17 protein-coding genes are annotated in these 24,957 nt (G+C 71.0%); all 17 read left to right on the top strand.

From position 1 onward, the window contains the following. The first annotated feature begins 446 nt into the window (after nucleotides 1–446). The 17 genes from folC (at nucleotide 447) to obgE (ending at nucleotide 24,538) form a co-directional block, all read left to right on the top strand. Nucleotides 447–1,955 (top strand): bifunctional tetrahydrofolate synthase/dihydrofolate synthase, encoded by a 1,509-nt coding sequence (folC, locus tag ACZ43N_RS32610; RefSeq protein ID WP_468102649.1) that lies wholly within the window; start codon nucleotides 447–449, stop codon nucleotides 1,953–1,955. Nucleotides 1,956–1,963: 8 nt separating this feature from the next. Further along, the gene (locus ACZ43N_RS32605) at nucleotides 1,964–2,326 is read left to right on the top strand and encodes a DUF4233 domain-containing protein (RefSeq protein WP_468102648.1); all 363 of its coding nucleotides are present in this window, start codon (nucleotides 1,964–1,966) and stop codon (nucleotides 2,324–2,326) included. 126 nt (nucleotides 2,327–2,452) lie between these two features. Next, nucleotides 2,453–2,866 carry a nucleoside-diphosphate kinase gene (gene ndk / locus ACZ43N_RS32600; protein WP_189941963.1) on the top strand — a complete coding sequence of 138 codons (414 nt, stop codon included), beginning with the start codon at nucleotides 2,453–2,455 and terminating at the stop codon, nucleotides 2,864–2,866. A 372-nt stretch (nucleotides 2,867–3,238) separates the two neighbouring features. Further along, nucleotides 3,239–4,258 carry a rod shape-determining protein gene (locus ACZ43N_RS32595; RefSeq protein WP_004931372.1) on the top strand — a complete coding sequence of 340 codons (1,020 nt, stop codon included), beginning with the start codon at nucleotides 3,239–3,241 and terminating at the stop codon, nucleotides 4,256–4,258. A gap of 173 nt (nucleotides 4,259–4,431) precedes the next feature. Beyond that, on the top strand, nucleotides 4,432–5,382 hold the full coding sequence (gene mreC, locus ACZ43N_RS32590; protein ID WP_468102647.1) for a rod shape-determining protein MreC: 951 nt from the start codon (nucleotides 4,432–4,434) through the stop codon (nucleotides 5,380–5,382). 28 nt (nucleotides 5,383–5,410) lie between these two features. Further along, a complete protein-coding gene (gene mreD / locus ACZ43N_RS32585) occupies nucleotides 5,411–6,082 on the top strand; it encodes a rod shape-determining protein MreD (RefSeq protein ID WP_468102646.1) in 672 nt (223 codons plus the stop codon). 104 nt (nucleotides 6,083–6,186) lie between these two features. Continuing rightward, nucleotides 6,187–8,670: a penicillin-binding protein 2 gene (mrdA, locus tag ACZ43N_RS32580; RefSeq protein WP_468102645.1), complete on the top strand. Its 2,484-nt coding sequence runs from the start codon at nucleotides 6,187–6,189 to the stop codon at nucleotides 8,668–8,670. Continuing rightward, nucleotides 8,667–9,863, top strand: a complete 1,197-nt coding sequence (gene rodA / locus ACZ43N_RS32575; protein ID WP_468102644.1) for a rod shape-determining protein RodA — start codon at nucleotides 8,667–8,669, stop codon at nucleotides 9,861–9,863. Before mrdA ends, rodA begins: the two co-directional genes overlap by 4 nt. A gap of 77 nt (nucleotides 9,864–9,940) precedes the next feature. Continuing rightward, complete coding sequence (locus ACZ43N_RS32570) at nucleotides 9,941–11,470, top strand: CYTH and CHAD domain-containing protein (protein ID WP_468102643.1); 1,530 nt, start codon at nucleotides 9,941–9,943, stop codon at nucleotides 11,468–11,470. Between the two features lie 97 nt (nucleotides 11,471–11,567). Beyond that, nucleotides 11,568–13,493, top strand: a complete 1,926-nt coding sequence (locus tag ACZ43N_RS32565; RefSeq protein ID WP_468102642.1) for a TIGR03960 family B12-binding radical SAM protein — start codon at nucleotides 11,568–11,570, stop codon at nucleotides 13,491–13,493. Between the two features lie 456 nt (nucleotides 13,494–13,949). Continuing rightward, nucleotides 13,950–15,146 (top strand): hypothetical protein, encoded by a 1,197-nt coding sequence (locus ACZ43N_RS32560; RefSeq protein WP_468102641.1) that lies wholly within the window; start codon nucleotides 13,950–13,952, stop codon nucleotides 15,144–15,146. A 48-nt stretch (nucleotides 15,147–15,194) separates the two neighbouring features. Continuing rightward, on the top strand, nucleotides 15,195–15,992 hold the full coding sequence (locus ACZ43N_RS32555; RefSeq protein WP_468102640.1) for a TIGR03936 family radical SAM-associated protein: 798 nt from the start codon (nucleotides 15,195–15,197) through the stop codon (nucleotides 15,990–15,992). A gap of 245 nt (nucleotides 15,993–16,237) precedes the next feature. After that, a complete protein-coding gene (locus ACZ43N_RS32550) occupies nucleotides 16,238–20,518 on the top strand; it encodes an Rne/Rng family ribonuclease (RefSeq protein ID WP_468102639.1) in 4,281 nt (1,426 codons plus the stop codon). Between the two features lie 303 nt (nucleotides 20,519–20,821). Beyond that, the gene (locus tag ACZ43N_RS32545) at nucleotides 20,822–22,168 is read left to right on the top strand and encodes a phospholipase D-like domain-containing protein (protein WP_468102638.1); all 1,347 of its coding nucleotides are present in this window, start codon (nucleotides 20,822–20,824) and stop codon (nucleotides 22,166–22,168) included. A gap of 203 nt (nucleotides 22,169–22,371) precedes the next feature. Next, entirely contained in the window at nucleotides 22,372–22,692 is a 321-nt protein-coding gene (gene rplU, locus ACZ43N_RS32540; protein ID WP_003990208.1) for a 50S ribosomal protein L21, read from the top strand. 14 nt (nucleotides 22,693–22,706) lie between these two features. Further along, a complete protein-coding gene (gene rpmA / locus ACZ43N_RS32535; RefSeq protein WP_468102637.1) occupies nucleotides 22,707–22,961 on the top strand; it encodes a 50S ribosomal protein L27 in 255 nt (84 codons plus the stop codon). 140 nt (nucleotides 22,962–23,101) lie between these two features. Then, a complete protein-coding gene (gene obgE / locus ACZ43N_RS32530; protein WP_468102636.1) occupies nucleotides 23,102–24,538 on the top strand; it encodes a GTPase ObgE in 1,437 nt (478 codons plus the stop codon). The last annotated feature ends 419 nt before the right edge of the window (nucleotides 24,539–24,957 follow it).

The following is a 24,957-nucleotide window of genomic DNA, read 5'->3' as shown; positions in this document are numbered from 1 at the left end:
CCCGTAATCCGCGGTGGATCAGCGCACGGCGTCGGATGCTGGGGGCACCTCCCACGCCGTTCAGGCAGTGGGGGAGCATCGCAAGGCGGAGGGGCGTCCGCATACTGGATGTATGCGGGCGTTCCGACAACGCGGCGAGGTGCCGTAGCCGGCGTCGTGCGCCCGCCGGGGATTACGGGACAGCCCTTAGGCCCACGAAGGCCCCCGGTGCTCCTGGGCACCGGGGGTTTCCGCTTGCCGGGGCGGGCCGCACGACCCGGCGCTCACCAGTGCCGCCCCAGCGGCACGACTGCCCGCAGCTGAACAGGGCGACGGGTAACCGCTGGAGACAGGGGGCGCGGGGAACCGCGCGGCCGGCCACACACCACCCGCACCCGCACTCGCCCTCGAACGCGTACCCCGAGCCGTTGGGCGCCCGGCGGTCGGTCCTCCGTAGACTGGGCCCCGTGAGCGAACGCAGTGACCAGCAGCCCGACCCGATCGACCCCTTCGAGGAGATCATCGCCGCTGAGACGGACCGTGACCCGGACCTCGCGGTGATCGAGGCCGGCAGCCGTACCCTGCGCGCGCAGGGCGGGGCCCCGCAGACCGACGTACCGTCGCGGCCCGCGGACCCGGAGGTCGACAAGGCACTGCGCGAGGTCGAGGCCGACCTCGCGACCCGCTGGGGCGAGACCAAGCTGGAGCCGTCGGTCCAGCGGATCGCCGCGCTGATGGACGTCCTGGGCGAGCCGCAGCGGTCGTACCCCTCGATCCACATCACCGGCACCAACGGCAAGACCTCCACCGCCCGCATGATCGAGGCCCTGCTCGGCGCCTTCGAACTGCGCACCGGCCGCTACACCTCCCCCCACGTCCAGTCGATCACCGAGCGCATCAGCTTGGACGGCGCGCCGATCTCGGCCGAGCGGTTCGTCGAGACGTACCAGGACATCAAGCCGTACGTCGAGATGGTGGACGGCTCCCAGGAGTACCGGCTCTCCTTCTTCGAGGTGCTCACCGGTATGGCGTACGCCGCCTTCGCCGACGCGCCGGTGGACGTTGCCGTCGTCGAGGTCGGCATGGGCGGCTCCTGGGACGCCACCAACGTCATCGACGGGGACGTCGCCGTCATCACCCCCATCGACCTGGACCACACGGACCGGCTGGGCACGACGCCCGCCGAGATCGCCGGGGAGAAGTCCGGGATCATCAAGCAGGACGCGACGGTGATCCTGGCGCAGCAGCCGGTCGACGCGGCGCAGGTGATGCTGAAGAAGGCCGTGGAGGTCGACGCGACCGTGGCCCGTGAGGGCCTGGAGTTCGGGGTCGTCTCGCGGCAGGTCGCCGTCGGCGGGCAGATGCTCACCCTGCGCGGGCTGGGCGGCGAGTACCCCGAGGTCTACCTCCCGCTGCACGGCCCCTACCAGGCGCACAACGCGGCCGTTGCCCTCGCGGCCGTCGAGGCGTTCTTCGGCGTCGGGTCGCAGCGGCCGGAGCCGCTGGACGCGGACACGGTCCGCAAGGCGTTCGCGTCGGTGTCGTCGCCGGGCCGACTGGAGGTCGTTCGTCGCTCCCCGACGGTCGTGCTGGACGCGGCGCACAATCCGGCGGGCGCCCGGGCCACGGCCGAGGCGGTCGGTGAGGCGTTCGACTTCAGCCGGCTCGTCGGAGTCGTGGGCGCGAGCGGCGACAAGAACGTACGGGGTGTCCTGGAGGCCTTCGAGCCGATCTTCGCCGAGGTCGTGATCACCCAGAACTCCAGCCACCGCGCGATGGACGCCGACGAACTGGCGGCGATCGCGGTGGAGGTCTTCGGCGAGGAGCGCGTCCAGGTCGAGCCGCGGCTGCCGGACGCCCTGGAGGCGGCGATCACGCTCGCCGAGGAGGAGGGCGAGTTCGCGGGCGCCGGTGTCCTCGTCACCGGTTCCGTCATCACCGTCGGCGAAGCCCGGCTGCTGTTGGGGAAGGGCTGATCTCACCCATGCGTACCCTCTGTGCCTCCACCCTGATCGGTGAGCTCTTCGTGATCGGCTTCGCCGGGCTGGTCGCCATGAAGGACCCGGACCTGGCCATGTCGACCGTCTGGACGGTCAGCGGTGTCGCCATGTTCCTGTGCGTCGTGCTGTGCGGGCTGGTCACCCGGCCCGGCGGTGTCATGCTCGGCTGGGCGCTCCAGATCGCGCTGATCCTGTCCGGGTTCTTCGTGCCCACCATGTTCTTCATGGGCGCGGTGTTCGCGGCCCTGTGGTGGGCGTCCGTCCACTTCGGCCGCAAGGTCGACGAGGCGAAGGCACGGTTCGCGGCCCAGGCCGCCTCCACCGAGGCCGGTGCGGGAGCGTCCTGAACCGTCCGGCCGCGGTTTGTCCCGGCCCCGTCCCGCGGCGGGCATCCTGACGCTGCGTGACACCCTCTCGGGCCCGCCCTGTAGCCTCTGAGCTCCGCACACTTGTGAAATGAAGGAGTCACCACCGTGAGCCAGCGCACCCTCGTCCTCCTCAAGCCCGACGCCGTCCGGCGCGGCCTGACCGGCGAGATCATCAGCCGTATCGAGCGGAAGGCCGGCTGGCAGATCACCGCGCTGGAACTGCGGACGCTGGATCAGGACACCCTGGAGCAGCACTACGGCGAGCACAAGGGCAAGCCGTTCTACGAGCCGCTGGTGGAGTTCATGTCCTCCGGGCCGGTCGTGGCGCTGATCGTCGAGGGCGAGCGTGTCATCGAGGGTGTGCGGGCGCTGGCCGGTCCGACCGACCCGATCGCCGCGGCGCCCGGGTCCATCCGTGGTGACTACGGCGTCATCGTCCGCGAGAACCTCATCCACGCGTCGGACTCCGAGGAGTCGGCCGAGCGCGAGGTCAAGATCTTCTTCCCCGGCCGGGCGTAGTACCCTTCGCGGCGGCGGGGGCGTTGAGGTCCGCTCGCCCCCATCGTCCTTGTCCCGCCGCGGTATTCGGCCACCACCCACACGGCCTACTCCCCGCCTGACCTGCCAAACCGCCGAAAAACGGCCGTACAACGGCATATGCGTGGCGATCGGGGGAACGCGCACCCCCGATGGACCGTCTCCAGAGGCGAGGCGACGCATCGCATGCCCACAATGGCGAAGACCCTCGCGCAGTGTTCGTGCGGGCGAGACTACGATGTAAGCCTTCACGTCACAGCACCCACTTCGCCGACCCGTAAAAGCCCTGAAACGCCCTCAAAAGCCCTCAGCGCTCAACTTGGGAAGGCCAGACGAATCCTGATGGGGAACTCAATGTCGTTCATCGGCCGTGACATGGCTGTCGACCTCGGGACCGCCAACACGCTGGTGTACGTCAGGGGTCGCGGGATCGTACTGAACGAGCCGTCCGTCGTCGCGATCAACACCAACACCGGTGGCATCCTCGCGGTCGGCGCGGAGGCGAAGAAGATGATCGGCCGGACGCCCGGCAACATCGTTGCCGTACGGCCGCTGAAGGACGGTGTGATCGCCGACTTCGAGATCACCGAGCGGATGCTCCGCTACTTCATCCTGAAGATCCACAAGCGGCGCTATCTCGCCCGGCCCCGGGTCGTCGTCTGCGTGCCGTCCGGTATCACCGGGGTCGAGCGACGCGCCGTCATCGAGGCGTCCTCCCAGGCCGGCGCGCGTCAGGTGCACATCATCGAGGAGCCCATGGCCGCGGCCATCGGCTCCGGCCTGCCGGTCCACGAGGCCACGGGCAACATGGTGGTGGACATCGGCGGCGGCACCACGGAGGTCGCGGTCATCTCCCTCGGCGGCATCGTCACCGCCCAGTCCATCCGCGTCGCGGGCGACGAGTTGGACAATGCGATCATCCAGCACATCAAGAAGGAGTACAGCCTCCTCCTCGGTGAGCGGACGGCCGAACAGATCAAGATCACGATTGGTTCGGCGTACGACCTCGACGCTGACGAGCACACCGAAATCCGCGGCAGGGACCTGGTGTCCGGGCTGCCCAAGACCGTCGTCATCTCCGCCGCGGAAGTGCGGAAGGCGATCGAGGAACCCGTCAACGCCATCGTCGACGCCGTGAAGACGACCCTCGACAAATGCCCGCCGGAACTCTCCGGTGACATCATGGACCGCGGCATCGTCCTCACCGGCGGAGGTGCCCTGCTCCGCGGACTGGACGAGCGGCTGCGCCGGGAGACCGGTATGCCGATCCATATCGCCGAGGACCCGCTGGACAGCGTGGCGCTCGGTTCCGGCAAGTGTGTCGAGGAGTTCGAGGCGTTGCAGCAGGTGCTCGACGCCCAGCCCCGCAGATGACGTAACACTTCGATTCCGCCGTACGGGACGTTCTCCTCTCGTACGGCGGATCATTGATATTGAGGCATAAGCTCCCCCAAAGGCCCCTGCCGTTCCCGTCCGGGGAATCCCAGGGGCTACCCGAATTCCCCAATTCCTGTCGAATTGCTATGAGGAAGGCACGGCCGCCGCACGTGAGGGACACACGAGAGAGCCGGCTGCTCCTGGTGCTGCTGGTCGCCGTCGCGTTCGCACTGATCACGGTGGACATCCGCGGCGGGGAGGACTCACCGGTCGACGGTGCCCGACGTGCCGCGGCCGCCGTCTTCGGCCCGATCGAGGACGGGGTGTCGACCGCCGTCGACCCGATCGGCAACGCCATAAGCGCGGTCCGCGACTCCGGGTCCCGCCACGACCGCCTCGCCGCACTGGAGAAGGAGAACGCCGAGCTGAAGGCGTCGCTCGGCAGCGACGCCCGTAACAGCAGCAGGGTGCGCCAACTCGACAAGATGCTGAAGACCGCCGCCAACGGCCGGTACGGCATCAAGGGCGCCGAGGTCATCGCCGTAGGAGCCGCCCAGGGCTTCTCCTGGACCGTCACCATCGACATCGGCACCAACGACGGCATCACCCGCGACATGACGGTCCTCAACGGCGACGGACTCGTCGGCCGCGTCACCACCGTCGGCCCGAACACCGCGACGGTCCTCCTCGCCAACGACCCCGACTTCACCGTCGGCACCCGGATGGAGGCGACCGACGAACTCGGCTTCGCCTCCGGCCAGGGCGACCGCCCGCTGCGCGTCGAACTCCTCAACGGCAAGGCCAAGGTGAAGGCGGGCGACCGTCTCGTCACCTTCGGCTCCCAGGCCGACAAGCCGTTCGTGCCCGGCGTTCCGGTCGGCGTCGTCTCCCGCGTCGACCCCTCCGGCGGCGACCTCACCCGCACCGTCTACGTCAAGCCGTACGTGGCCTTCACCCAACTCGACATCGTCGGCGTCGTCGTCCAGCCGCCCCGCAAGGACCCACGCGACACGGTGCTTCCGGAGAAGCCGAAGCCCACCCCGCGGCCGACCGTGACGGTCACCGTCACCCCGCGCGCCGACGAACCCGGCGACGGCGCCGGCGTGCAGCAAGAGCAGTAGACGTAGGACAGTAGGAGCTGACCCCTTCATGCGTTTCAACCGGATGCTGCTCTCCACCACCCTGGTGATCGTCGCCCTGGTGATCCAGGTGAGCGTCCTCGCCAGACTCCACCTGCCGGGCGCCGTACCCGACCTGGTCCTCCTCACCGTCCTCGGCCTCGCCCTGGTGTACGGCCACGTCGGCGGCGCCCTCATCGGGTTCGGCGCCGGACTGCTGTCCGACCTCGCCCCGCCGGCCGACAACGCCGCCGGACGGTACGCCCTGGTCCTGTGCGTCATCGGCTACCTCGCGGGCCTCGCCAAGCCCGAGACGGGCCGCCTGAAGTCGGCCACCGGGCCGATGCTCGTGGTCGTCGTCGCCGCGCTCGGCGCCACACTGCTGTACGCCGGTGTCGGCGCCCTCGTCGGCGACGACGCCGCCCGCCATGTCGGCCTGCCCGGCCTGCTGTTCACCGCCGCGCTCTACGACCTGCTGCTCGCACCCTTCGTCGTCCCCGGCATCATGGCGCTCGCCCGGCGCGCCGACAACGACCCGCTCGCCGAGACCAACAACGCGGCCAAGGCCGCCGACGTCTCCGCCGGCTGGCTCTCCTCCGGCACCGGCCTGCGCATCGGCAGCCAGCGCGGGGGCCTGCGCATCAAGGCCGCGCGGTCACGGGCGGCCCGGGCGGGCCGCATCAAGGGGGTCAAGCGGCTGTGACGGGACGTCAGATGGCATGGCAGACGGAGACGGGAACCCATCACGGCCGAGCGGTGCACTCCCCGCACCGGCATCACTCGTCCACGCACTGAGAGGGGGAGACAGTGACCAACATCCCGGAGACCGGGCGGACGCCACGGGTCCAGATCCGGCTCGTCATCATCCAGATCCTCGTCTTCTCCCTCCTCGGCACCCTCGGCGGACGCCTCTGGTACCTCCAGATCCGCGAGGGCGACGCCTACGCCAAGGAGGCCTCCGGCAATCACGTCCAGCAGGTCGTCCAGCCCGCCGTGCGCGGCTCGATCCTGGACGCGCGCGGAGTGCCCATCGCGGACAACGAGACACGGCTCGTCGTCTCCGCCTCCCGCACCGAGCTGCTGAAGATGGACGACGACGGAAAGGGCGTCCTCACCAAGCTCGCCGGCGTCCTGGGCATGAAGCCCAAGGAGGTCATGGACAAGGTCCGGCTGTGCGACTCCGAGACCCCCCAGCCCTGCTGGAACGGCTCGCCCTACCAGCCGATCCCCATCACCGACGAGGCCACCGCCAAGCAGGCCCTCCAGATCCGCGAGCGCTCCGAGGACTTCCCCGGCATCACCGCCGAACCCCAGGCCGTACGGCGCTACGCCAGCCCCGGCGGCGCCGACACCGCCCAGGTCCTCGGCTACCTCTCGCCGGTCACCGACGAGGAGATCACCAAGGCGCAGGACACCGACTCCCCGTATCTGCGCTCCGACCAGGTCGGCCGGTCCGGCCTGGAGCGGCAGTACGACAAGGAACTGCGAGGCAAGGCCGGCGTCACCCGCTACGAGGTGGACAACCTCGGCCGCGTCATCGGTGAGGCCGAGGCCGACCCCGCCAAGCCCGGCGCCAACCTGGTCACCAGCATCGACGCCCGGGTGCAGCGCATCGCCGAGTACGAACTCAACGAAGCGATGAAGGAAGCCCGCAAGCAGGTGGACCGGAACACCGGCACCAACTACAAGGCCGACTCCGGTGCCGTCGTCGTCATGGAGGCAAAGACCGGCCGCGTCGTCGCCATGGCCTCCAACCCGGACTACGACCCGAACGCCTGGGTCGGCGGCATCTCCGCCAAGGACTACGCCAAGCTCACCGGCAAGAAGTCCAACTACCCGCTGCTGAACCGTGCGATCCAGGGCCAGTCGGCCCCCGGCTCCGTCTTCAAGGTGGTCCCGACCGCCGCCGCGGTGAACGCGGGCTACTCCTTCAACGGCCCGTACGAATGCTCCAGTTCGTACGCCATCGGCGGCCAGGTCTTCAAGAACTTCGAGTCCAAGGGATACGGCGCGATCAGCCTCGGCCGCGCCCTGGAGGTCTCCTGCGACACCGTCTTCTACCGCCTCTCCCACGAGGAGTGGAAGCGCGACGGCGGCACCGAGCCGAAGAAGAACGCCAAGGACTGGTTCTACAAGACCGCCCACCAGTTCGGCCTCGGTGCCGAGACCGGCATCGACCTGCCCAACGAGGTCACCGGCCGCATCCCCGACCGCAAGTGGAAGCAGAACTACTGGAAGGCCAACAAGGACGTCTGGTGCAAGACCGGCAAGAAGAGCGGCACCTACGCCGAGCGCATCGCCTACGAGAACTGCCTCGAAGGCAACCGCCTGCGCGCCGGTGACTCCGTCAACTACTCCATCGGCCAGGGCGACACCCTCGTCACCCCCATCCAGATGGCCACCATCTACGCCGCCATCTCCAACGGCGGCACCCTGTACGACCCCACCGTCGGCAAGGCCATCATCAGCGCCGACGGCAAGCACGTGCGGGAGATCGCGCCCAAGTCGCACGGCAAGCTCCCGATGTCGAAGCAGACCCGCGACGAGATAGACGAAGCCCTTGAGGGAGTCGCCACCCGCGGTACGGCAGCCTGGCGTTTCCAGGGCTGGCCGCAGGACGAGATCCCGATGCACGCCAAGACCGGTACCGCCGAGGTCTACGGCAAGCAGACGACCTCCTGGTTCACCACCTACACCAAGGACTACGCGATCGTCATGACGATCTCCCAGGGTGGTACGGGTTCCGGCGCCTCGGCGCCCGCCGTGCGCAAGCTCTACAACGCGCTCTACGGAGTCTCCGAGGACGGCAAGATCGACAAGAGCAAGGCGTTGCTGCCGACCCCGCAGAAGAAGCTGCCGAAGATCGAGTCCGACGGCTCGATCGACGCCCCGAAGGTGGAGACGTACCCGCCGAAGAAGACCGACGAGGAGCAGGCCACCGAAGACGCCCGGACGCTGGCCGCGGGGCCGGGCGCCCTCCCCGTCTCCTACCGTCAAGGGACGGACGGCGCGGTCACCGCACCGGCGACGGGACCCCTCGGCACCGCGCCGTTGACGGCGGCCGTCGTCACCGAGCCGGGCGCCCGGACCATGGCGCCCGACGAACCCGCGGCGATCGTCAGCACACGCGGCGGCGCCGGCAACCGCGCGGCACGACGGCGTACCGGCTGCGGCAGCGCCCCGAAGGGGCGCGGGGAACTGCGCCACCAGCCACGGCAGCGCCGCAGCCGACCGACGACGGCCTCCATCGGCACCCCCGGCGGAGAGCCCACGCGGAGGACATCCGTATGACCGGCAACAGCTTCTCCGTCTCCGGGTACGGGCCCGAACGCTCCGGCTGGACCCGGCTGCTGGCCCGTGACTCGCTCGCCCGCCGGCTCGACTGGCCGATACTGCTCTCGGCCATCGCGCTCTCCCTGATCGGCGCGGCCCTCGTCTACTCGGCGACCCGCAACCGCACCGAGCTCAACCAGGGCGACCCGTACTACTTCCTGCTCCGCCACCTGCTCAACACCGGCATCGGCATCGCCCTGATGGCCGGCACGGTCTGGCTCGGCCACCGCACACTGCGCACGGCCGTACCGATCCTGTACGGCATCTCGGTCCTGCTGATCCTGCTGGTGCTGACCCCCCTCGGCGCGACCATCAACGGCGCCCACGCGTGGATCGTCATCGGCGGCGGCTTCTCCCTCCAGCCCTCCGAGTTCGTGAAGATCACGATCATCCTGGGGATGGCGATGCTGCTCGCGGCGCGGGTCGACGCGGGGGACAAACCGCACCCGGACCATCGCACCGTCGTGCAGGCCCTCGGGCTCGCCACCGTGCCGATACTGATCGTGCTGCTCATGCCCGACCTCGGCTCGGTCATGGTCATGGTGGTCATCGTGCTGGGTGTACTGCTCACCTCCGGCGCGTCCAACCGGTGGGTCTTCGGACTCATCGGCACCGGCGCGATCGGCGCGATCGCCGTCTGGCAGCTCGGGGTGCTCGACGAGTACCAGATCAACCGGTTCGCGGCCTTCGCCAACCCCGAGCTGGACCCGGCGGGCGTCGGCTACAACACCAACCAGGCCCGGATCGCCATCGGCTCCGGCGGCCTGCTCGGCACCGGGCTGTTCAAGGGCTCGCAGACCACCGGACAGTTCGTGCCGGAGCAGCAGACCGACTTCGTCTTCACGGTGGCCGGGGAGGAGCTGGGCTTCGTCGGAGCCGGGCTGATCATCCTGCTGCTCGGTGTCGTCCTGTGGCGCGCCTGCCGGATCGCCCGCGAGACCACCGAGCTGTACGGCACGATCGTCGCCGGCGGCATCATCGCGTGGTTCGCGTTCCAGTCCTTCGAGAACATCGGCATGACCCTCGGCATCATGCCGGTCGCCGGTCTGCCGCTGCCGTTCGTGTCGTACGGCGGTTCGTCGATGTTCGCGGTATGGGTGGCGGTGGGGTTGCTGCAGTCGATCAGAGTGGAGCGGCCCATGTCGGCGTAGCGTGGACGCCGGCCCACCTGAGCCCTCAGGGCGCCTGTGGTCTGCCCTTCTGCCGCCGTGCCGACTAGATTCGGTTCATGGCGGACACCAAGCGCGAGATCGAGCGTAAGTACGAGTCCGACGAGAGCGGCCTGCCGGATCTGACCGGTGTGGCCGGTGTCGCGACGGTCATCGACAAGGGCGTGGCGGAGCTGGACGCCGTCTACTACGACACCCCCGACGAACGTCTCGCCGCCGCCTCGATCACACTGCGGCGCCGCACCGGGGGCGCCGACGCCGGCTGGCATCTGAAGTTCCCCGTCTCCTCGGGGGTACGGGACGAGATCCGCGCCCCGCTGTCCGACACGCTGCCCCGCGATCTGGCGGGGCTCGTGCGTTCCCGGGTCCGTGAGGCGGAGCTGGTGCCTCTGGTCAGGCTCCGGTCCACACGGGACGTCAGCGATCTGCTCGACGCGGACGGTGCCCTGCTCGCCGAGGTCAGTGTGGACGCCGTGCACGCCGAGCGGCTCACCGGCGGCGGCCGTACCGCGCAGTGGTCCGAGATCGAGGTGGAGCTCGCGGACGACGGAGATCCGGCGTTCCTCGACAAGGTCGAGAAGAGGCTGCGCAAGGCGGGCGTACGGCCGTCCGCGTCACCGTCGAAACTGGCGAGAGCCCTGCGGGAGACGGCCGGGAAGCCCGAGGCCGAGAACGGCAAGCGCGGGAAGAAGGGCGGCGGGGGCGGCGCCGGGGAGCCCCGCGGCGCCGCCGCGCACGTCCTCGCGTACATCCGCGTCCAGCGGGACGCGATCGTCGAGCTCGACCCGGCCGTCCGCCGGGACCTCTTCGACTCCGTGCACAGCATGCGGGTGGCCACCCGTCGGCTGCGGAGCACCTTCAAGTCGTACGGGAAGGTGCTGGACCGTACCGTCACCGACCCGATCGGTGCGGAACTGAAGTGGCTGGCGGGGGAGCTGGGCATCGGCCGGGACCACGAGGTACTGGCGGAGCGCGTGACCGAGGCGCTCGCCGAACTGCCCGAGGGGCTGGTCGTCGGTGCGGTGCGGACCCGGATGCGGACGTGGGTGGAGGCAGGGAGCACCGGGTCCCGGCGCGCTCTGCTCGCCGCACTGGACGGCGAGCGGTATCTGGCGCTCCTGCGGACCCTGGACGCCGTGATCGCCGAGCCGCCGCTGGTCGAGGGGGCCGGGGGCGATCCGGAGAAGGTGATCGGCAAGGCGGTCGCCCGGGCCTTCGGCAAGGTGGCGGACCTGGTGGAGGAGGCTCTGGCCCAGCCGTCCGGCACTGAGCGGGACCTCGCCATGCACGAGGCCCGCAAGAAGGCCAAGCGCACCCGGTACGCGGCCGAGGCGGCCACCCCGCTCCTCGGCGAGCCCGCCAAGCAGCTCGCGCGGGACATGAAGTCCCTCCAGTCCCTGCTCGGCGACCACCAGGACAGCGTGATGGCCCGTGAGGCCCTGCGGGACATGGCGTTCCAGGCCGACCAGGCGGGAGAGAGCTCCTTCACGTACGGCGTGCTGTACGGGAGGGAGGAGCGCAGGGCGGAGCTCGCGGAGGCGGCGCTGCCGGAGGCATGGCGGACGATCACGGCCGAGGGGGCCTTCTGAGGGGCCCGGGTGCGGGGAACGCCGGCGTGCGAGGGGTGGCTCCAGGGGCGTTACGCTAGATGGTCACCCCTGTCAGCTCACGAAGGTAACCCCCGCGATGTCTGTCGAGTCGGTCTTCCCACAGCTAGAGGCCCTGCTCCCGCATGTGCAGAAGCCGATCCAGTACGTGGGCGGCGAGCTCAATTCCACCGTCAAGGACTGGGACGCCTGCGACGTCCGCTGGGCGCTCATGTACCCGGACGCCTACGAGGTCGGCCTGCCCAACCAGGGCGTCATGATCCTCTACGAGGTACTCAACGAGCGCGAGGGCGTCCTGGCCGAGCGCACCTACAGCGTGTGGCCCGACCTCGAACAGCTGATGCGTGACAACGGGGTGCCCCAGTTCACGGTGGACAGCCACCGCCCGGTGAAGGCCTTCGACGTGTTCGGCCTGTCCTTCTCCACGGAGCTGGGCTACACGAACATGCTGACCGCCCTGGACCTCGCCGGGATCCCCCTGGAGTCCAAGGACCGCACCCTCGACGACCCGATCGTCCTGGCCGGCGGCCACGCGGCCTTCAACCCGGAGCCGATCGCGGACTTCATCGACGCGGCGATCATCGGCGACGGCGAGCAGGCCGTTCTCGACATGACCGAGATCATCCGCGCCTGGAAGGCCGAGGGCCGTCCCGGCGGCCGCGAGGAGGTCCTGCTCCGCCTCGCGAAGACGGGCTCGGTGTACATCCCGGCCTTCTACGACGTCGAGTACCTCCCCGACGGCCGTATCGCCCGCGTCGTCCCGAACAGGTCGGGTGTGCCGTGGCGGGTGTCCAAGCACACCGTCATGGACCTGGACGAGTGGCCGTACCCCAAGCAGCCGCTCGTGCCGCTCGCCGAGACGGTCCACGAGCGCATGTCAGTGGAGATCTTCCGCGGCTGCACCCGCGGCTGCCGCTTCTGCCAGGCCGGCATGATCACCCGCCCGGTGCGCGAGCGTTCCATCACGGGCATCGGCGAGATGGTCGAGAAGGGCCTGAAGGCGACCGGCTTCGAGGAGGTCGGCCTGCTGTCCCTGTCCTCCGCGGACCACAGCGAGATCGGCGACATCGCGAAGGGCCTGGCGGACCGGTACGAGGAGGACAAGATCGGTCTGTCGCTCCCGTCGACCCGCGTGGACGCCTTCAACGTCGACCTGGCGAACGAGCTGACGCGCAACGGCCGGCGGTCCGGTCTGACGTTCGCGCCCGAGGGCGGCTCCGAGCGCATGCGCAAGGTCATCAACAAGATGGTCTCGGAAGAGGACCTGATCAGGACCGTCGCCACGGCCTACGGCAACGGCTGGCGCCAGGTGAAGCTGTACTTCATGTGCGGCCTGCCGACGGAGACCGACGACGACGTCCTCCAGATCGCCGACATGGCGATGAACGTGATCGCGAAGGGCCGTGAGGTCTCCCGGTCGAACGACATCCGCTGCACCGTGTCGATCGGCGGGTTCGTCCCCAAGCCCCACACCCCCTTCCAGTGGGCGCCGCAGCTCTCCGCCGAGGAGACGGACGCGCGTCTGGAGAAGCTCCGCGACAAGATCCGCGGCGACAAGAAGTACGGCCGCTCCATCGGCTTCCGCTACCACGACGGCAAGCCGGGCATCGTGGAGGGCCTGCTCTCGCGCGGCGACCGCCGGGTCGGCGCCGTCATCCGCGCCGTCTACGAGGACGGCGGCCGCTTCGACGGCTGGCGCGAGCACTTCTCCTACGACCGCTGGATGAGCTGCGCCGACAAGGCCCTCGCCGACTTCGGCGTGGACGTCGACTGGTACACCACCCGCGAGCGCACCTACGAGGAGGTCCTGCCCTGGGACCACCTCGACTCCGGTCTCGACAAGGACTGGCTGTGGGAGGACTGGCAGGACGCCCTCGACGAGACGGAGGTCGAGGACTGCCGCTGGACGCCGTGCTTCGATTGTGGGGTGTGTCCTCAGATGGACACCCACATCCAGATCGGCCCCACCGGCAAGAAGCTGCTGCCGCTCACGGTCAAAAAGTAGCCGTTACCTGCGGCGATGCCATCCGGCGGATGGCTGAGACGCTTGCCGACGTACCCGAGGCGGACCGCACCGAAGCCTTTCGAGGGCTCGGCGCGAGGAGCGCGAGCCGGCTCCCCGCCCCACGCGGTGCACGCCGCTTCCCCGCCCCTCGGCGGGACCCGGGCATCGTCTCGGCAGTCGAGTGCGCGTAGCGCGTAGAGAGGCGTTCGGACGATCCTGTCCGGGCGCCTCTCGGCGTTTCCGGGGGCTACGGGAGGCGTACGAGATGAGCAGCGAGCAGACCACCATGCCGGGCCCCGTACACCTGTCCCTTCCGTCTCCACCTCCGGACCCCGTTCGGTCGGCCCTGACGGGGTGACCTGCCCGAAGGCAGGCGTGGCGGGCCGGTCGGGCCCGTGACGAAGTCGAGGGTGCGGGGCTGCATCCGGACAGGGTCGCTACGGCGTCTTGGTCGGCATGGACCTGGAGAAGCGGCCCGCGCCGCAGCCCGCCGAGCCGTCGGCGGGGCGGACGCCCCCGCGGCGGACGCCCGCGCCTGAGACACCCGAGGGGTGCCTCACCGTCGCGATCCGGATTCCCGTACGGATCGCCGTGCTGGTGCTGGTTCTTCCGGTGCGGATGGCGTGGGACGCGCTCGTCGCGGCGGGCCGGTTCCTGAGCGACACCGTGCTGCGGCCCGTGGGGCGGGCCCTGCTGTGGGTCGCCGAGGCCGTCCTCGTGTGGCCGTGGGTGGCGCTGTGGCGCCATGTCGTCGTACCGGTGGCCAAGGGGCTCGGCCGGCTCGGGTACTGGCTGCTCGTCCTGCCGCTGGTCTGGCTCTACCGGTACGTCCTGTCCCCGGTCGGCCGCGCCGTCGCGTGGGCGGCGGCGGGTGTCCGGGCCGGGCTGGCCTGGGGCGCCACAGGTCTCCGGGCCGGGCTCGTGTGGCTGTGCGGGTGGACGCTGGTGCCGCTCGCGCGGGGGCTTGTCTGGCTGGCCAGGGGGATGTGGCGCGGGATCGCGGCCGTCGGGCTCGGGGTGTTCACCGTCGTGGCGTGGCTGGTGCGGTACCTCGTGGTCGTACCGGCCGTGTGGCTGTACCGGTACGTGTTGACGCCCGTGGGCCACGCCCTCGCGTGGACGGCCGGGGGAGTCGTCCGACTCATACGGATGATCTTCACCGGGCTCGGGCTCGGCCTCTACTGGACGCTGCGCGTCCTGCTCGTGCTGCCCGCGCTCGCGCTGTGGCGGTGGGTGCTCGCGCCGGTCGGGCGGGCCCTCGCCGTCGTGGGACGCGAGGTGCGGGACGCGCTCGGCCATGCCTGGCGGATCGCCGGACGGGTGTCGCTGGCCGTCGGACGGGCACTGGCCACCGTCTTCCGGTGGATCGTCGTCGAGCCGACGCGCTGGGCGTACCGGACCGTCCTCACCCCCGTCGGCCATGTCGTGCGGGACGTCCTCTGGAAGCCCGCCGCCGCTGCCGCGCGCACCGTCGGCCGCACCGCCCGCCAGGCGCTGGACACCGCCCGTGAGTCCCTCCGGCAGGCCCGCGCCGGTGTGCGCTCGGCACTCTTCGGACAGCCGACGGAACCGACGCCGGTCGCCCGGCGGGAACCGGGAGCCGCCGAGGCACGTACTCTTGGTAGCAGTACGACCGCTCTCACGAAGGAATGAACGACACTGGGCAAGCGACAGCCCGAAGGCCCGCCGCCCGCACCCGCGGTGCAGCGCATCCGACTGCGCTACACCAAGCGCGGCCGCCTCCGGTTCACCAGCCACCGTGACTTCCAGCGCGCCTTCGAGCGTGCGCTGCGCCGCGCCGAGGTGCCCATGGCGTACTCGGCGGGGTTCACGCCGCATCCGAAGGTGTCGTACGCCAATGCCGCACCCACCGGCACGGGCAGTGAGGCGGAGTATCTGGAGATCGCGCTCACGGACGCGCGTGACCCGGAGAAGCTCAGGCTCCTCCTCGACGAGTCACTGCCCGCCGGGCTCGACATCGTCGACGCGGTCGAGGCCCGCACCTCCGGCCTCGCCGACCGGCTCACGGCCTCCGTCTGGGAGCTGCGGCTGGACGGCGTGGACCCGGCGGAAGCCGCCCGCGCGGTCGCGGCCTTCAACGCGGCCGACGCCGTCGAGGTCCAGCGCATGACCAAGAACGGCGTACGGACGTTCGACGCCCGTGTCGCCGTGGTCGAGCTCGACAGCGTCGACGGTTCCGAGAAGCGGAGTCCAGAGGCTGATAGGCCGACCGACCAGCCCTGTGCGATACTGCGGCTGGTTGTTCGGCACGTGACGCCTGCCGTACGACCCGACGACGTCCTGTCCGGTCTCCGCGCCGTGGCCGACCTGGCGCCGCCGGTCCCCGCAGCGGTGACCAGGCTGGCGCAGGGGCTGTTCGATGAAGAGACCGGCACGGTGACCGACCCGCTCGCGCCCGACCGCGAGGCAGCGGCGGCCCTCACAACGGCCGCCCCCACTGCCGCCGCGAAGGCGTCGGCGCCGGAAGGCTCCGCGTAGGACTGACGTCGTAGCGCCGCCCTCGTATCCGGGAGCCACCTGGGTCGGGCAGCGCACCCACCACAAGACTTTCGCCAGGCCGTCCGCAACACGGCGGACGGAACCGGCGAGACAGGACACAGAGAGCTCCCGAGCGGCGCCCGCGCCCCGGACGGCGGCAGTCGCGTACGACGCGAGCCGCGGACGTCACCGGCCACGCCGGACCCGGGTGCGGCGCCCGGGAGCCTGACGGGAGAAACGCCCGCATGCCCGAACAGATCGAACCCGCGGAGTCCGCACAGGGCTCCGAGCACAACACGCCGAGCGACACCCTGCCGCCGCGCCGTCGCCGCCGCGCCGCGTCCCGCCCCGCGGGACCGCCGTCCACGGCGAACGAGGCGTCCGCCGAGACCGTCGAGCCGACCGTGTCGGCGGCGGAGCCGGCGGACCTCGCGACCGTCGAGCCCGATGAGGCCGTGGTGACCGACGAGAAGGCCGTGGATGCCGAGAGTGATGTGGCTGCTATGACCGGCGAGGCCGAAGAGGCTTCTGAGATCGAGGCCACCGCTGACGCGGAAGCCGACAAGACAGCCGAGCCTGCGCCTGCCGGGCGCACGCGCCGACGTGCCACGCGCCGCGCCTCCGCGCCCGCCGGCGCCCCCAAGGGCGCCGAGGCCGTCGAGATCGCTGAGACCGTCGTGCCGGCCGCCGCCGAGGAGAGCACTGCCGCTGTCACCGAGGCGCCCGCTGCCGCCGAGGTGTCCGCGCCCGCCGAGGAAGCCGCGCCCGCCGCACGTCCGCGTCGCCGCGCCACCCGTCGTGCGTCGGCCCCCGCCGGCGCGCCCCTGGGCGCCGAGAGCACCGAGACCGTGGTGGCTGCCGAGAGCACCGGGTCGGCCGCGCCCGAGGCCACCGCCGAAACCTCCCCCGGGGAAGCGGACAGCAAGGCCGCCGAGGTCGTCGAGGCCGCCCCCGCCGGGCGTACGCGCCGGCGTGCCACGCGCCGTGCCTCCGCGCCCGCCGGTGAGCCGAAGGCGGCCGAGGCCGTGGCGGCCCCCGCCGAGACCCCGAAGGCCCCGGAGACCGTGGCGCCGGTGGAGACCGCGCCTGCCGCCGTCGCGGACCCGGCCACCGCCGAGCCCGCTCAGGACGCCGCGCCCGTCGAGGCGGCGGCCGAGGAGGCCGCGCCGCGCCGGACGCGCCGTCGTGCCACGCGTCGGGTGACCGCTCCCACGAGCACCCCGGAGGGCGAGACCTCCGCCGACACCCCGTCGGCCGAGGCCCCCGCCGCTGAGACCCCGGCCGCTGCGACCGCTCAGGCCGCCGTCGGCGAGCCCGCGCCTGCCCAGGCACCCTCAGCCCCGGCCGGGAAGGCGTCCGCCGAGGGTGAGGACGGCGGGGCACGGCGTGCCCGGCGCCGGGTCGCCCGGAAGGCGGCCGTCGGGTTCTCCGAGCCGACGGCGTCCGCGGCCGAGGACGCGCCCGTGCGGCCCGCCCGGCCCGCCGTGGCCGTGTTCCAGGCGCCGGTGTTCACCGAGCCGATGTTCCAGACGCCGGAGCGGGCGGCCGCGCAGGCCGCCGCCGAGGCCGAGGCGGAGGTCGCCGGGAGCGACGAGACCGCCGACCTCGGCGGGCAGGCCGAGGAGGAGAACACCGGCGGTTCGCGTCGTCGGCGCCGCCGCCGCGGCGAGCCCGCCGAGACGGAGCCCGTGACGGCCGAGGAGGCCGCCGAGGCCGACGAGGCCGGGGAGACGGACGAGTCCGAGGAGCCCGAGGGGGCCGCCGAGGACGAGGCCGACGGCGAGGAGTTCGGCGAGGAGGAGACCACCGGTTCGCGTCGTCGCCGTCGCCGTGGTGGCCGTCGTCGCCGCCGGGGCGAGTCGGCCGAGGGCGAGGGCGACGACCTCGGCGCCGAGCAGGCCGCTCAGGACGCCGAGGACACCGCCGAGCAGGTGGACGAGGACGCCGAGGACGAGGGCGACTCCGACGAGCGCGAGGAGGCGTCCGGCTCCAGCAGCAGCCGGCGTCGCCGTAGGCGTCGTCGCCGCGCCGGGGACTCCTCCGGCGAGGCCGAGGCGGCGACGGACGACCCCGAGCGCACCGTCGTCAAGGTCCGCGAACCGCGTGAGCGCCGCGCCAAGGAGACCGAGCCGTCGGACGAGGTGCAGTCCATCAAGGGCTCGACCCGTCTGGAGGCGAAGAAGCAGCGCCGCCGGGAAGGCCGTGAGCAGGGGCGCCGTCGCGTCCCGATCATCACCGAGGCCGAGTTCCTCGCCCGCCGCGAGGCCGTGGAGCGCGTCATGGTCGTCCGCCAGAGCGGCGAGCGCACCCAGATCGGCGTCCTCGAGGACAACGTGCTCGTCGAGCACTACGTCAACAAGGAGCAGGCCACCTCGTACGTCGGCAACGTCTACCTCGGCAAGGTGCAGAACGTGCTGCCGTCGATGGAGGCCGCCTTCATCGACATCGGCAAGGGCCGCAACGCCGTCCTGTACGCCGGTGAGGTCAACTTCGAGGCACTCGGCATGGCCAACGGGCCGCGCCGTATCGAGAGCGCGCTCAAGTCCGGGCAGTCGGTCCTCGTCCAGGTCACCAAGGACCCGATCGGACACAAGGGCGCCCGCCTGACCAGTCAGGTCTCGCTGCCCGGCCGCTACCTGGTGTACGTCCCCGAGGGGTCGATGACCGGTATCAGCCGCAAGCTGCCCGACACCGAGCGGGCCCGGCTGAAGACCATCCTCAAGAAGATCGTCCCCGAGGACGCGGGCGTCATCGTGCGTACCGCCGCCGAGGGCGCGAGCGAGGACGAGCTGCGCCGTGACGTCGAGCGACTGCAGGCGCAGTGGGAGGACATCCAGAAGAAGGCGAAGAGCGGCAACGCCCCGACGCTGCTGTACGGCGAGCCGGACATGACCGTCCGCGTCGTGCGCGACATCTTCAACGAGGACTTCTCCAAGGTCATCGTCAGCGGTGGGGACGCGTGGGAGACCATCCACGGATACGTCTCCCATGTCGCGCCCGACCTCGCGGACCGGCTGCAGAAGTGGACCTCCGAGGTCGACGTCTTCGCGACGTACCGCATCGACGAGCAGCTGATGAAGGCGCTGGACCGCAAGGTGTGGCTGCCCAGCGGTGGTTCGCTGGTGATCGACAAGACCGAGGCCATGGTCGTGATCGACGTCAATACCGGCAAGTTCACCGGCCAGGGCGGCAACCTGGAGGAGACGGTCACCAGGAACAACCTGGAGGCGGCCGAGGAGATCGTGCGTCAGCTGCGGCTGCGCGACCTCGGTGGCATCGTCGTCATCGACTTCATCGACATGGTGCTGGAGTCCAACCGGGACCTGGTGCTGCGGCGCCTGCTGGAGTGCCTGGGCCGTGACCGTACGAAGCACCAGGTGGCCGAGGTCACCTCGCTGGGCCTCGTGCAGATGACCCGCAAGCGGGTCGGGCAGGGTCTGCTGGAGTCCTTCTCGGAGACCTGCGTCCACTGCAACGGGCGTGGCGTGATCGTGCACATGGACCAGCCGACGGCTGCCGGTGGCGGCGGCAAGCGCCGCAAGCGCGGGCGGGGCGGCGCGGAGCAGGACCACGAGCACGTGGCCGCGCCCGAGGCCGTCGAGCCGGAGACCGTCGAGACGGAGACCGTCGAGACGGTGGAGCCTGTCGAGGCCGAGGTCGCGGAGGTGGCCGCCGAGGTCGCCGAGCCGGTGGCGCTCCCCTCGCCGGAGTTCGAGCCGGACGAGGAGCTGTACAGCAGCGTCGCCGAGGCGGAGGCCGCGGTCACGCGCGGTCGTTCGCGGCGCCGGGTGACCCGTCGGGCCTCCGCGCCCTCGGGCGCGCCGAAGAGGCGGGAGACCGTGGCGGCGGTCGTGTCCGACGAGGTCGAGGAGCGGGCTCCCAAGTCCCGCGAGGCCGCCGAGGCCGAGCCGGTCGCGGTGGAGGACCCGGTCGTCGAGACGCCGGCCGCGGTGAGCGCCGAGGAGGCCGCGCCCAAGGGCCGCACGCGCCGTCGGGCGACCCGGAAGGTGTCCGCGCCCGCGGGTGCCCCCGCCGGCACGGCCGCGGACGACGCCGTCGTGACGGTGGCGGAGTCCGTCGCGGAGCCGGTCGTCGAAGCCGTGGCCGAGCCGGTCGTGGAAGCGGCGGCGGAGCAGCCCGAGGCGGTCGCCGCTGCCGAGAGCGCGGCTCCGGCCCGCCCGAGGCGGCGTGCCGTGCGCAAGGCGACGGCGCCCACCGCGTCGGAGGAGGCCGCTGTGGTGGTCGTCCCGTCCGCCTCGGCGGAGGAGACGGCGCAGGCTCCGGCCGAGGAGGCCGCCGAGGTCGCGGAGGCGTCCGAGGCGCCCGCCAAGAAGGCGACGGCGCGGAAGACGGCCAAGAAGGCGACGGCGAAGAAGGCCGCCACCAAGAAGACGGCGGCCAAGAAGACGGTCGCGAAGAAGGCCACCGCCAAGAAGGCGGCGACGAAGAAGTCGGCCTCGAAGAAGACCACGGTCGCCGCCGAGCAGGCGTCGAACACGGTCACCGCTTCGACCGAGGAGAGCTGAGCCCCACGGGGCGGGCCACGGCCCGCCCCGGACTGAGGCCCCCGTCCGGCGGATCAACTGCCGGGCGGGGGCCTTCGCGTTGCCCCGACAGGGGGAGAAACCTCACACAACGCCGGGGTGTTTGGGGGCGTTTGGGAGGCGCTTTTGGCGCGTAAGCACCTTCCGCCTCTTGGATCACCGGCAGACGCCTGCAAGACTCACGTAGTCGTACGAGCAAGAGCGTTGAAGCACTACCCCGACAACGCGGTCCGCCCGTGGAAGCAAGTGCCCGGGACCGTGAGCGGGGAACGGGGAGGGGATCGCATGGCGCGTGCGCGCCTGACGAGGACAAGGCGGCACCGTGCTGTGGGGCCGGTCGGGGCAGCGCGCAAGGCGGTGGCGCTGGCCACCGTCCTGTCGGCGGCCGGGGTGCACACGGCGGTGTCCGCCGGGACCGCGCAGGCCGCCCCCACCTGGACCGAAGGGCCCGTCTTCAACGACCCGTTGGGCGAGGAGAGCGAGCAACTCGCCATCCGCACGCGCCTCATCGACCTCACGGCCGCCGCGCTGCCAGGCTCCACCATCAAGGTCGCCGTCTACCACGTGTGGGAGGCGCCCGTCGTCAACGCGCTCGTCGCCGCCAAGGACCGGGGCGTCAACGTCCAGGTCCTGCTCGACGAGTCGAGCATCAGCGACCGCCCCGCCAACACCGCGTACAGCAGCCTCGCCGCCGCCCTCGGCACCGACCGTACGAAGGGCTCGTACATCGCGACCTGTCCCGTCGACAAGTCCTGCCTCGGCGACCCGAAGTACGGGCAGTCGATCATGCACAACAAGTTCTGGCTGTTCTCCGCGGTCGAGGGCGCCAGGAACGTCGTCGTGCAGACCACCTCGAACTCGACGCCCTCCGCGCACACCAAGTTCTTCAACGACGCGCTGCTGCTGCCGAACAACCCGACGATGTACGACGCCTACGCGGACTACTTCGACACCATGGTGGCCCGGGACTGGGCGGGCTGGGAGTACCGGACCGTCAGCAACGGCCTCTACAAGGCGTACTTCTTCCCCCGCGCAGGGAACACCCGGGCCACCGACAGCGTGTACTCGGTGCTCAACAACGTGCAGTGCTCCTACAAGGACACCGGCGGGGTCACCCGGAGGACCTGGGTGCGGGTGGCGATCTTCAAGATCACGCGGATGGCGATCGCGGAGAAGCTGGTCGCGCTGAAGAAGGCCGGCTGCAACGTGAGCATCGTGTACGCCGAGTCGGACAGTGCGAAGAGTTCGGGCGGCACGCCGGGCACCTGGGAGAAGATGCACACCTCCGGCGGGCCGACCGTGCGCTGCTACAACGACGACCGGGACCCGCTGAACCCCGGTCAGAAGCTGACCACGCCGTACATCATCCACTCCAAGTACATCCTCGTGGACGGCATGTACGACGGGGTCCGCAACAAGATCAGCTTCACTGGGTCCGGCAACTACACGGGGCCCGCGCTGCGCGAGAACGACGAGTCGATCGTCAAGGTCGACGACGACGCCGTGCACGACATGTACAAGGCCCACTTCGACCAGGTGATCCGTGTCGCGTACCCGGGCAGGTCCGACACCACGGACCTCTGCAAGGGTGTGAAGCCGCTGCCGGCGGACGGCGAGAAGCCGACCGGGTGAGGACCGCGGGCGTCCGGCGGGGCTCGGTTTGACCCGTTCGAGCGTCGCCCCGTAACCTTGACCGTCGGCGTGTCCGTAAGCAGACGCGCCACATCCCCGTAAACCTCATCCTTCCGGGCGCCGGGCGCCCCGGGAGAGGCCGTCCGCATGCCGGGTGGCTGGACTGCGGGGGTGCCGTTCCCGAGCGAGAGAGTGAGATCCGCGTGTACGCCATCGTGCGCAGCGGTGGTCGCCAGCACAAGGTTGCTGTCGGCGACATCGTTGAGGTTGACAAGATTTCCACCGCCAAGGTTGGCGACACGGTCGAGCTCTCGACCCTGCTCGTTGTCGACGGCGACGCTGTGACCAGCGACCCGTGGGTGCTGGCCGGCATCAAGGTCCAGGCCGAGGTCGTGGACCACCACAAGGGCCAGAAGATCGACATTCTGCGCTACAAGAACAAGACCGGCTACCGCCGTCGTCAGGGCCACCGCCAGCAGTACACGGCGATCAAGGTCACTGAGATCCCCACGGCTGCGAAGTAAGGGACTGAGGAGAGATGGCACACAAGAAGGGCGCATCGTCCACCCGGAACGGTCGCGACTCGAACGCCCAGCGGCTCGGCGTGAAGCGCTTCGGCGGTCAGGTCGTCAACGCGGGTGAGATCCTGGTCCGCCAGCGCGGCACCCACTTCCACCCGGGCGCGGGCGTCGGCCGCGGCGGCGACGACACGCTGTTCGCGCTGCAGTCCGGTGCGGTGCAGTTCGGCACCAGCCGTGGCCGCAAGGTCGTGAACATCGTTCCGGTCGCCTGAGTCTTCCGACCAGGGCTTCCGTAGAGCGATTCGTCGAGGCGGACCTCACTTCCCGTAGCGGGAAGCGGGTCCGCCTTTGACGTGTTACAGCTGAGACAATTCCGTACACCACGCATTGCGCGTAACTGGAGGCACCCACCATGACCACCTTCGTGGACCGCGTCGAGCTGCATGTCGCCGCGGGTAACGGAGGCCACGGCTGTGCCTCCGTCCACCGTGAGAAGTTCAAGCCGCTGGGCGGCCCCGACGGGGGGAACGGCGGCCGGGGCGGCGACGTGATCCTCACCGTGGACCAGTCCGTCACGACGCTGCTCGAATACCACCACTCCCCGCACCGCAAGGCCACCAACGGCAAGCCGGGCGAGGGCGGCAACCGCTCCGGCAAGGACGGCCAGGACCTCGTCCTGTCCGTACCGGACGGCACGGTGGTGCTCGACAAGCAGGGGAACGTCCTCGCCGACCTCGTCGGCCACGGCACCTCCTTCGTCGCCGCGCAGGGCGGCCGGGGCGGCCTCGGCAACGCGGCCCTCGCCTCCGCCCGCCGTAAGGCGCCCGGCTTCGCGCTGCTCGGCGAGCCGGGAGACCTGCGGGACATCGTCCTGGAGCTGAAGACCGTCGCCGACGTGGCGCTGGTCGGTTACCCGAGCGCGGGCAAGTCCTCGCTGATCTCGGTGCTGAGCGCGGCGAAGCCGAAGATCGCGGACTATCCCTTCACGACCCTCGTCCCCAACCTCGGGGTCGTGACGGCCGGCTCGACGGTCTACACGATCGCCGACGTGCCGGGCCTGATCCCCGGCGCCAGCCAGGGCAAGGGCCTCGGCCTGGAGTTCCTCCGCCATGTGGAGCGCTGCAGTGTCCTCGTCCACGTCCTGGACACGGCGACGCTGGAGTCCGAGCGCGACCCCGTCTCCGACCTCGACGTCATCGAGGAGGAGCTGAAGCAGTACGGCGGGCTCGACAACCGGCCGCGGATCGTCGTCCTCAACAAGATCGACGTGCCCGACGGCAAGGACCTCGCCGAGATGGTGCGGCCGGACCTGGAGGCCCGCGGCTACCGGGTCTTCGAGGTGTCCGCGGTCGCCCACACCGGTCTGAAGGAGCTGTCCTTCGCGCTCGCGGACCTCGTCGGCAAGGCGCGGGCCGCCAAGCCGAAGGAGGAGGCGACCCGGATCGTCATCCGCCCGAAGGCGGTCGACGACGCGGGCTTCACCGTCACCCGCGAGGACGACGGGCTCTTCCGTGTGCGGGGCGAGAAGCCGGAGCGCTGGGTACGCCAGACCGACTTCAACAACGACGAGGCGGTGGGTTATCTCGCCGACCGTCTGAACCGGCTCGGCGTCGAGGAGGAGCTGATGAAGGCGGGCGCCCGCTCCGGCGACGGCGTCGCCATCGGCCCCGAGGACAACGCGGTCGTCTTCGACTGGGAGCCGACGGTCACGGCCGGCGCGGAGATGCTCGGCCGCCGAGGCGAGGACCACCGCTTCGAAGCGCCCCGTCCCGCCGTCCAGCGCCGCCGCGACCGCCAGGCCGAACGCGACGAGATCGAACAGGCCTACGACGACTTCGAGCCGTTCTAAAGGGGCCGAAGCGTTCCGGGGGCCCTGTCGCTGTCTCCTCAAGGCCCCCGGCAGCTGCTGCCGACCGGGGCCAGGCCGCCCCACTCGGCGCTCCCAGGCACCGCCGCGGGCTGAAGCGTTCCGGGGGCCCTGTGGCTGTCTCCTCAAGGCCCCCGGTAGCTGCTGCCGACCGGGGCCAGGCCGCCCCCCTCGGCGCTCCCAGGCACCGCCGCGCCCACCCGTGCCGCCCCAGCGGCACGACTGCCCGCGGCTGGAGCGGCGGCAGCGGGGGCGGCGGGGGCGGCCACGAGCGCGACCCGGACGCCGGCCGGGGCGGGCGACGGTGACTTTTCGCGGCTGGTGGTCCGGCTCCTGAGGGGCGCGGGGAACTGCGCGACCAGGCCCCACGGACCCGCAGTCGCCTCACCCCCCTGGTGCCC

Source organism: Streptomyces sp. NPDC030814 (assembly GCF_055572155.1).
Note: the sequence above shows the minus strand (reverse complement) of the source record. Positions and strands in the feature narration are given on the sequence as shown.

Bases quoted from the DNA above. Each gene is read 5' to 3' on its own strand.
- rodA (WP_468102644.1), top strand. From the start codon at position 8,667: ATGACCGGCAACAGCTTCTCCGTCTCCGGGTACGGGCCCGAACGCTCC.
- ACZ43N_RS32570 (WP_468102643.1), top strand. From the start codon at position 9,941: ATGGCGGACACCAAGCGCGAGATCGAGCGTAAGTACGAGTCCGACGAG.
- rpmA (WP_468102637.1), top strand. From the start codon at position 22,707: ATGGCACACAAGAAGGGCGCATCGTCCACCCGGAACGGTCGCGACTCG.
- ACZ43N_RS32565 (WP_468102642.1), top strand. From the start codon at position 11,568: ATGTCTGTCGAGTCGGTCTTCCCACAGCTAGAGGCCCTGCTCCCGCAT.
- ACZ43N_RS32550 (WP_468102639.1), top strand. From the start codon at position 16,238: ATGCCCGAACAGATCGAACCCGCGGAGTCCGCACAGGGCTCCGAGCAC.
- mreD (WP_468102646.1), top strand. From the start codon at position 5,411: ATGCGTTTCAACCGGATGCTGCTCTCCACCACCCTGGTGATCGTCGCC.
- ACZ43N_RS32595 (WP_004931372.1), top strand. From the start codon at position 3,239: ATGTCGTTCATCGGCCGTGACATGGCTGTCGACCTCGGGACCGCCAAC.
- ACZ43N_RS32545 (WP_468102638.1), top strand. From the start codon at position 20,822: ATGGCGCGTGCGCGCCTGACGAGGACAAGGCGGCACCGTGCTGTGGGG.
- ACZ43N_RS32560 (WP_468102641.1), top strand. From the start codon at position 13,950: ATGGACCTGGAGAAGCGGCCCGCGCCGCAGCCCGCCGAGCCGTCGGCG.
- obgE (WP_468102636.1), top strand. From the start codon at position 23,102: ATGACCACCTTCGTGGACCGCGTCGAGCTGCATGTCGCCGCGGGTAAC.
- ACZ43N_RS32605 (WP_468102648.1), top strand. From the start codon at position 1,964: ATGCGTACCCTCTGTGCCTCCACCCTGATCGGTGAGCTCTTCGTGATC.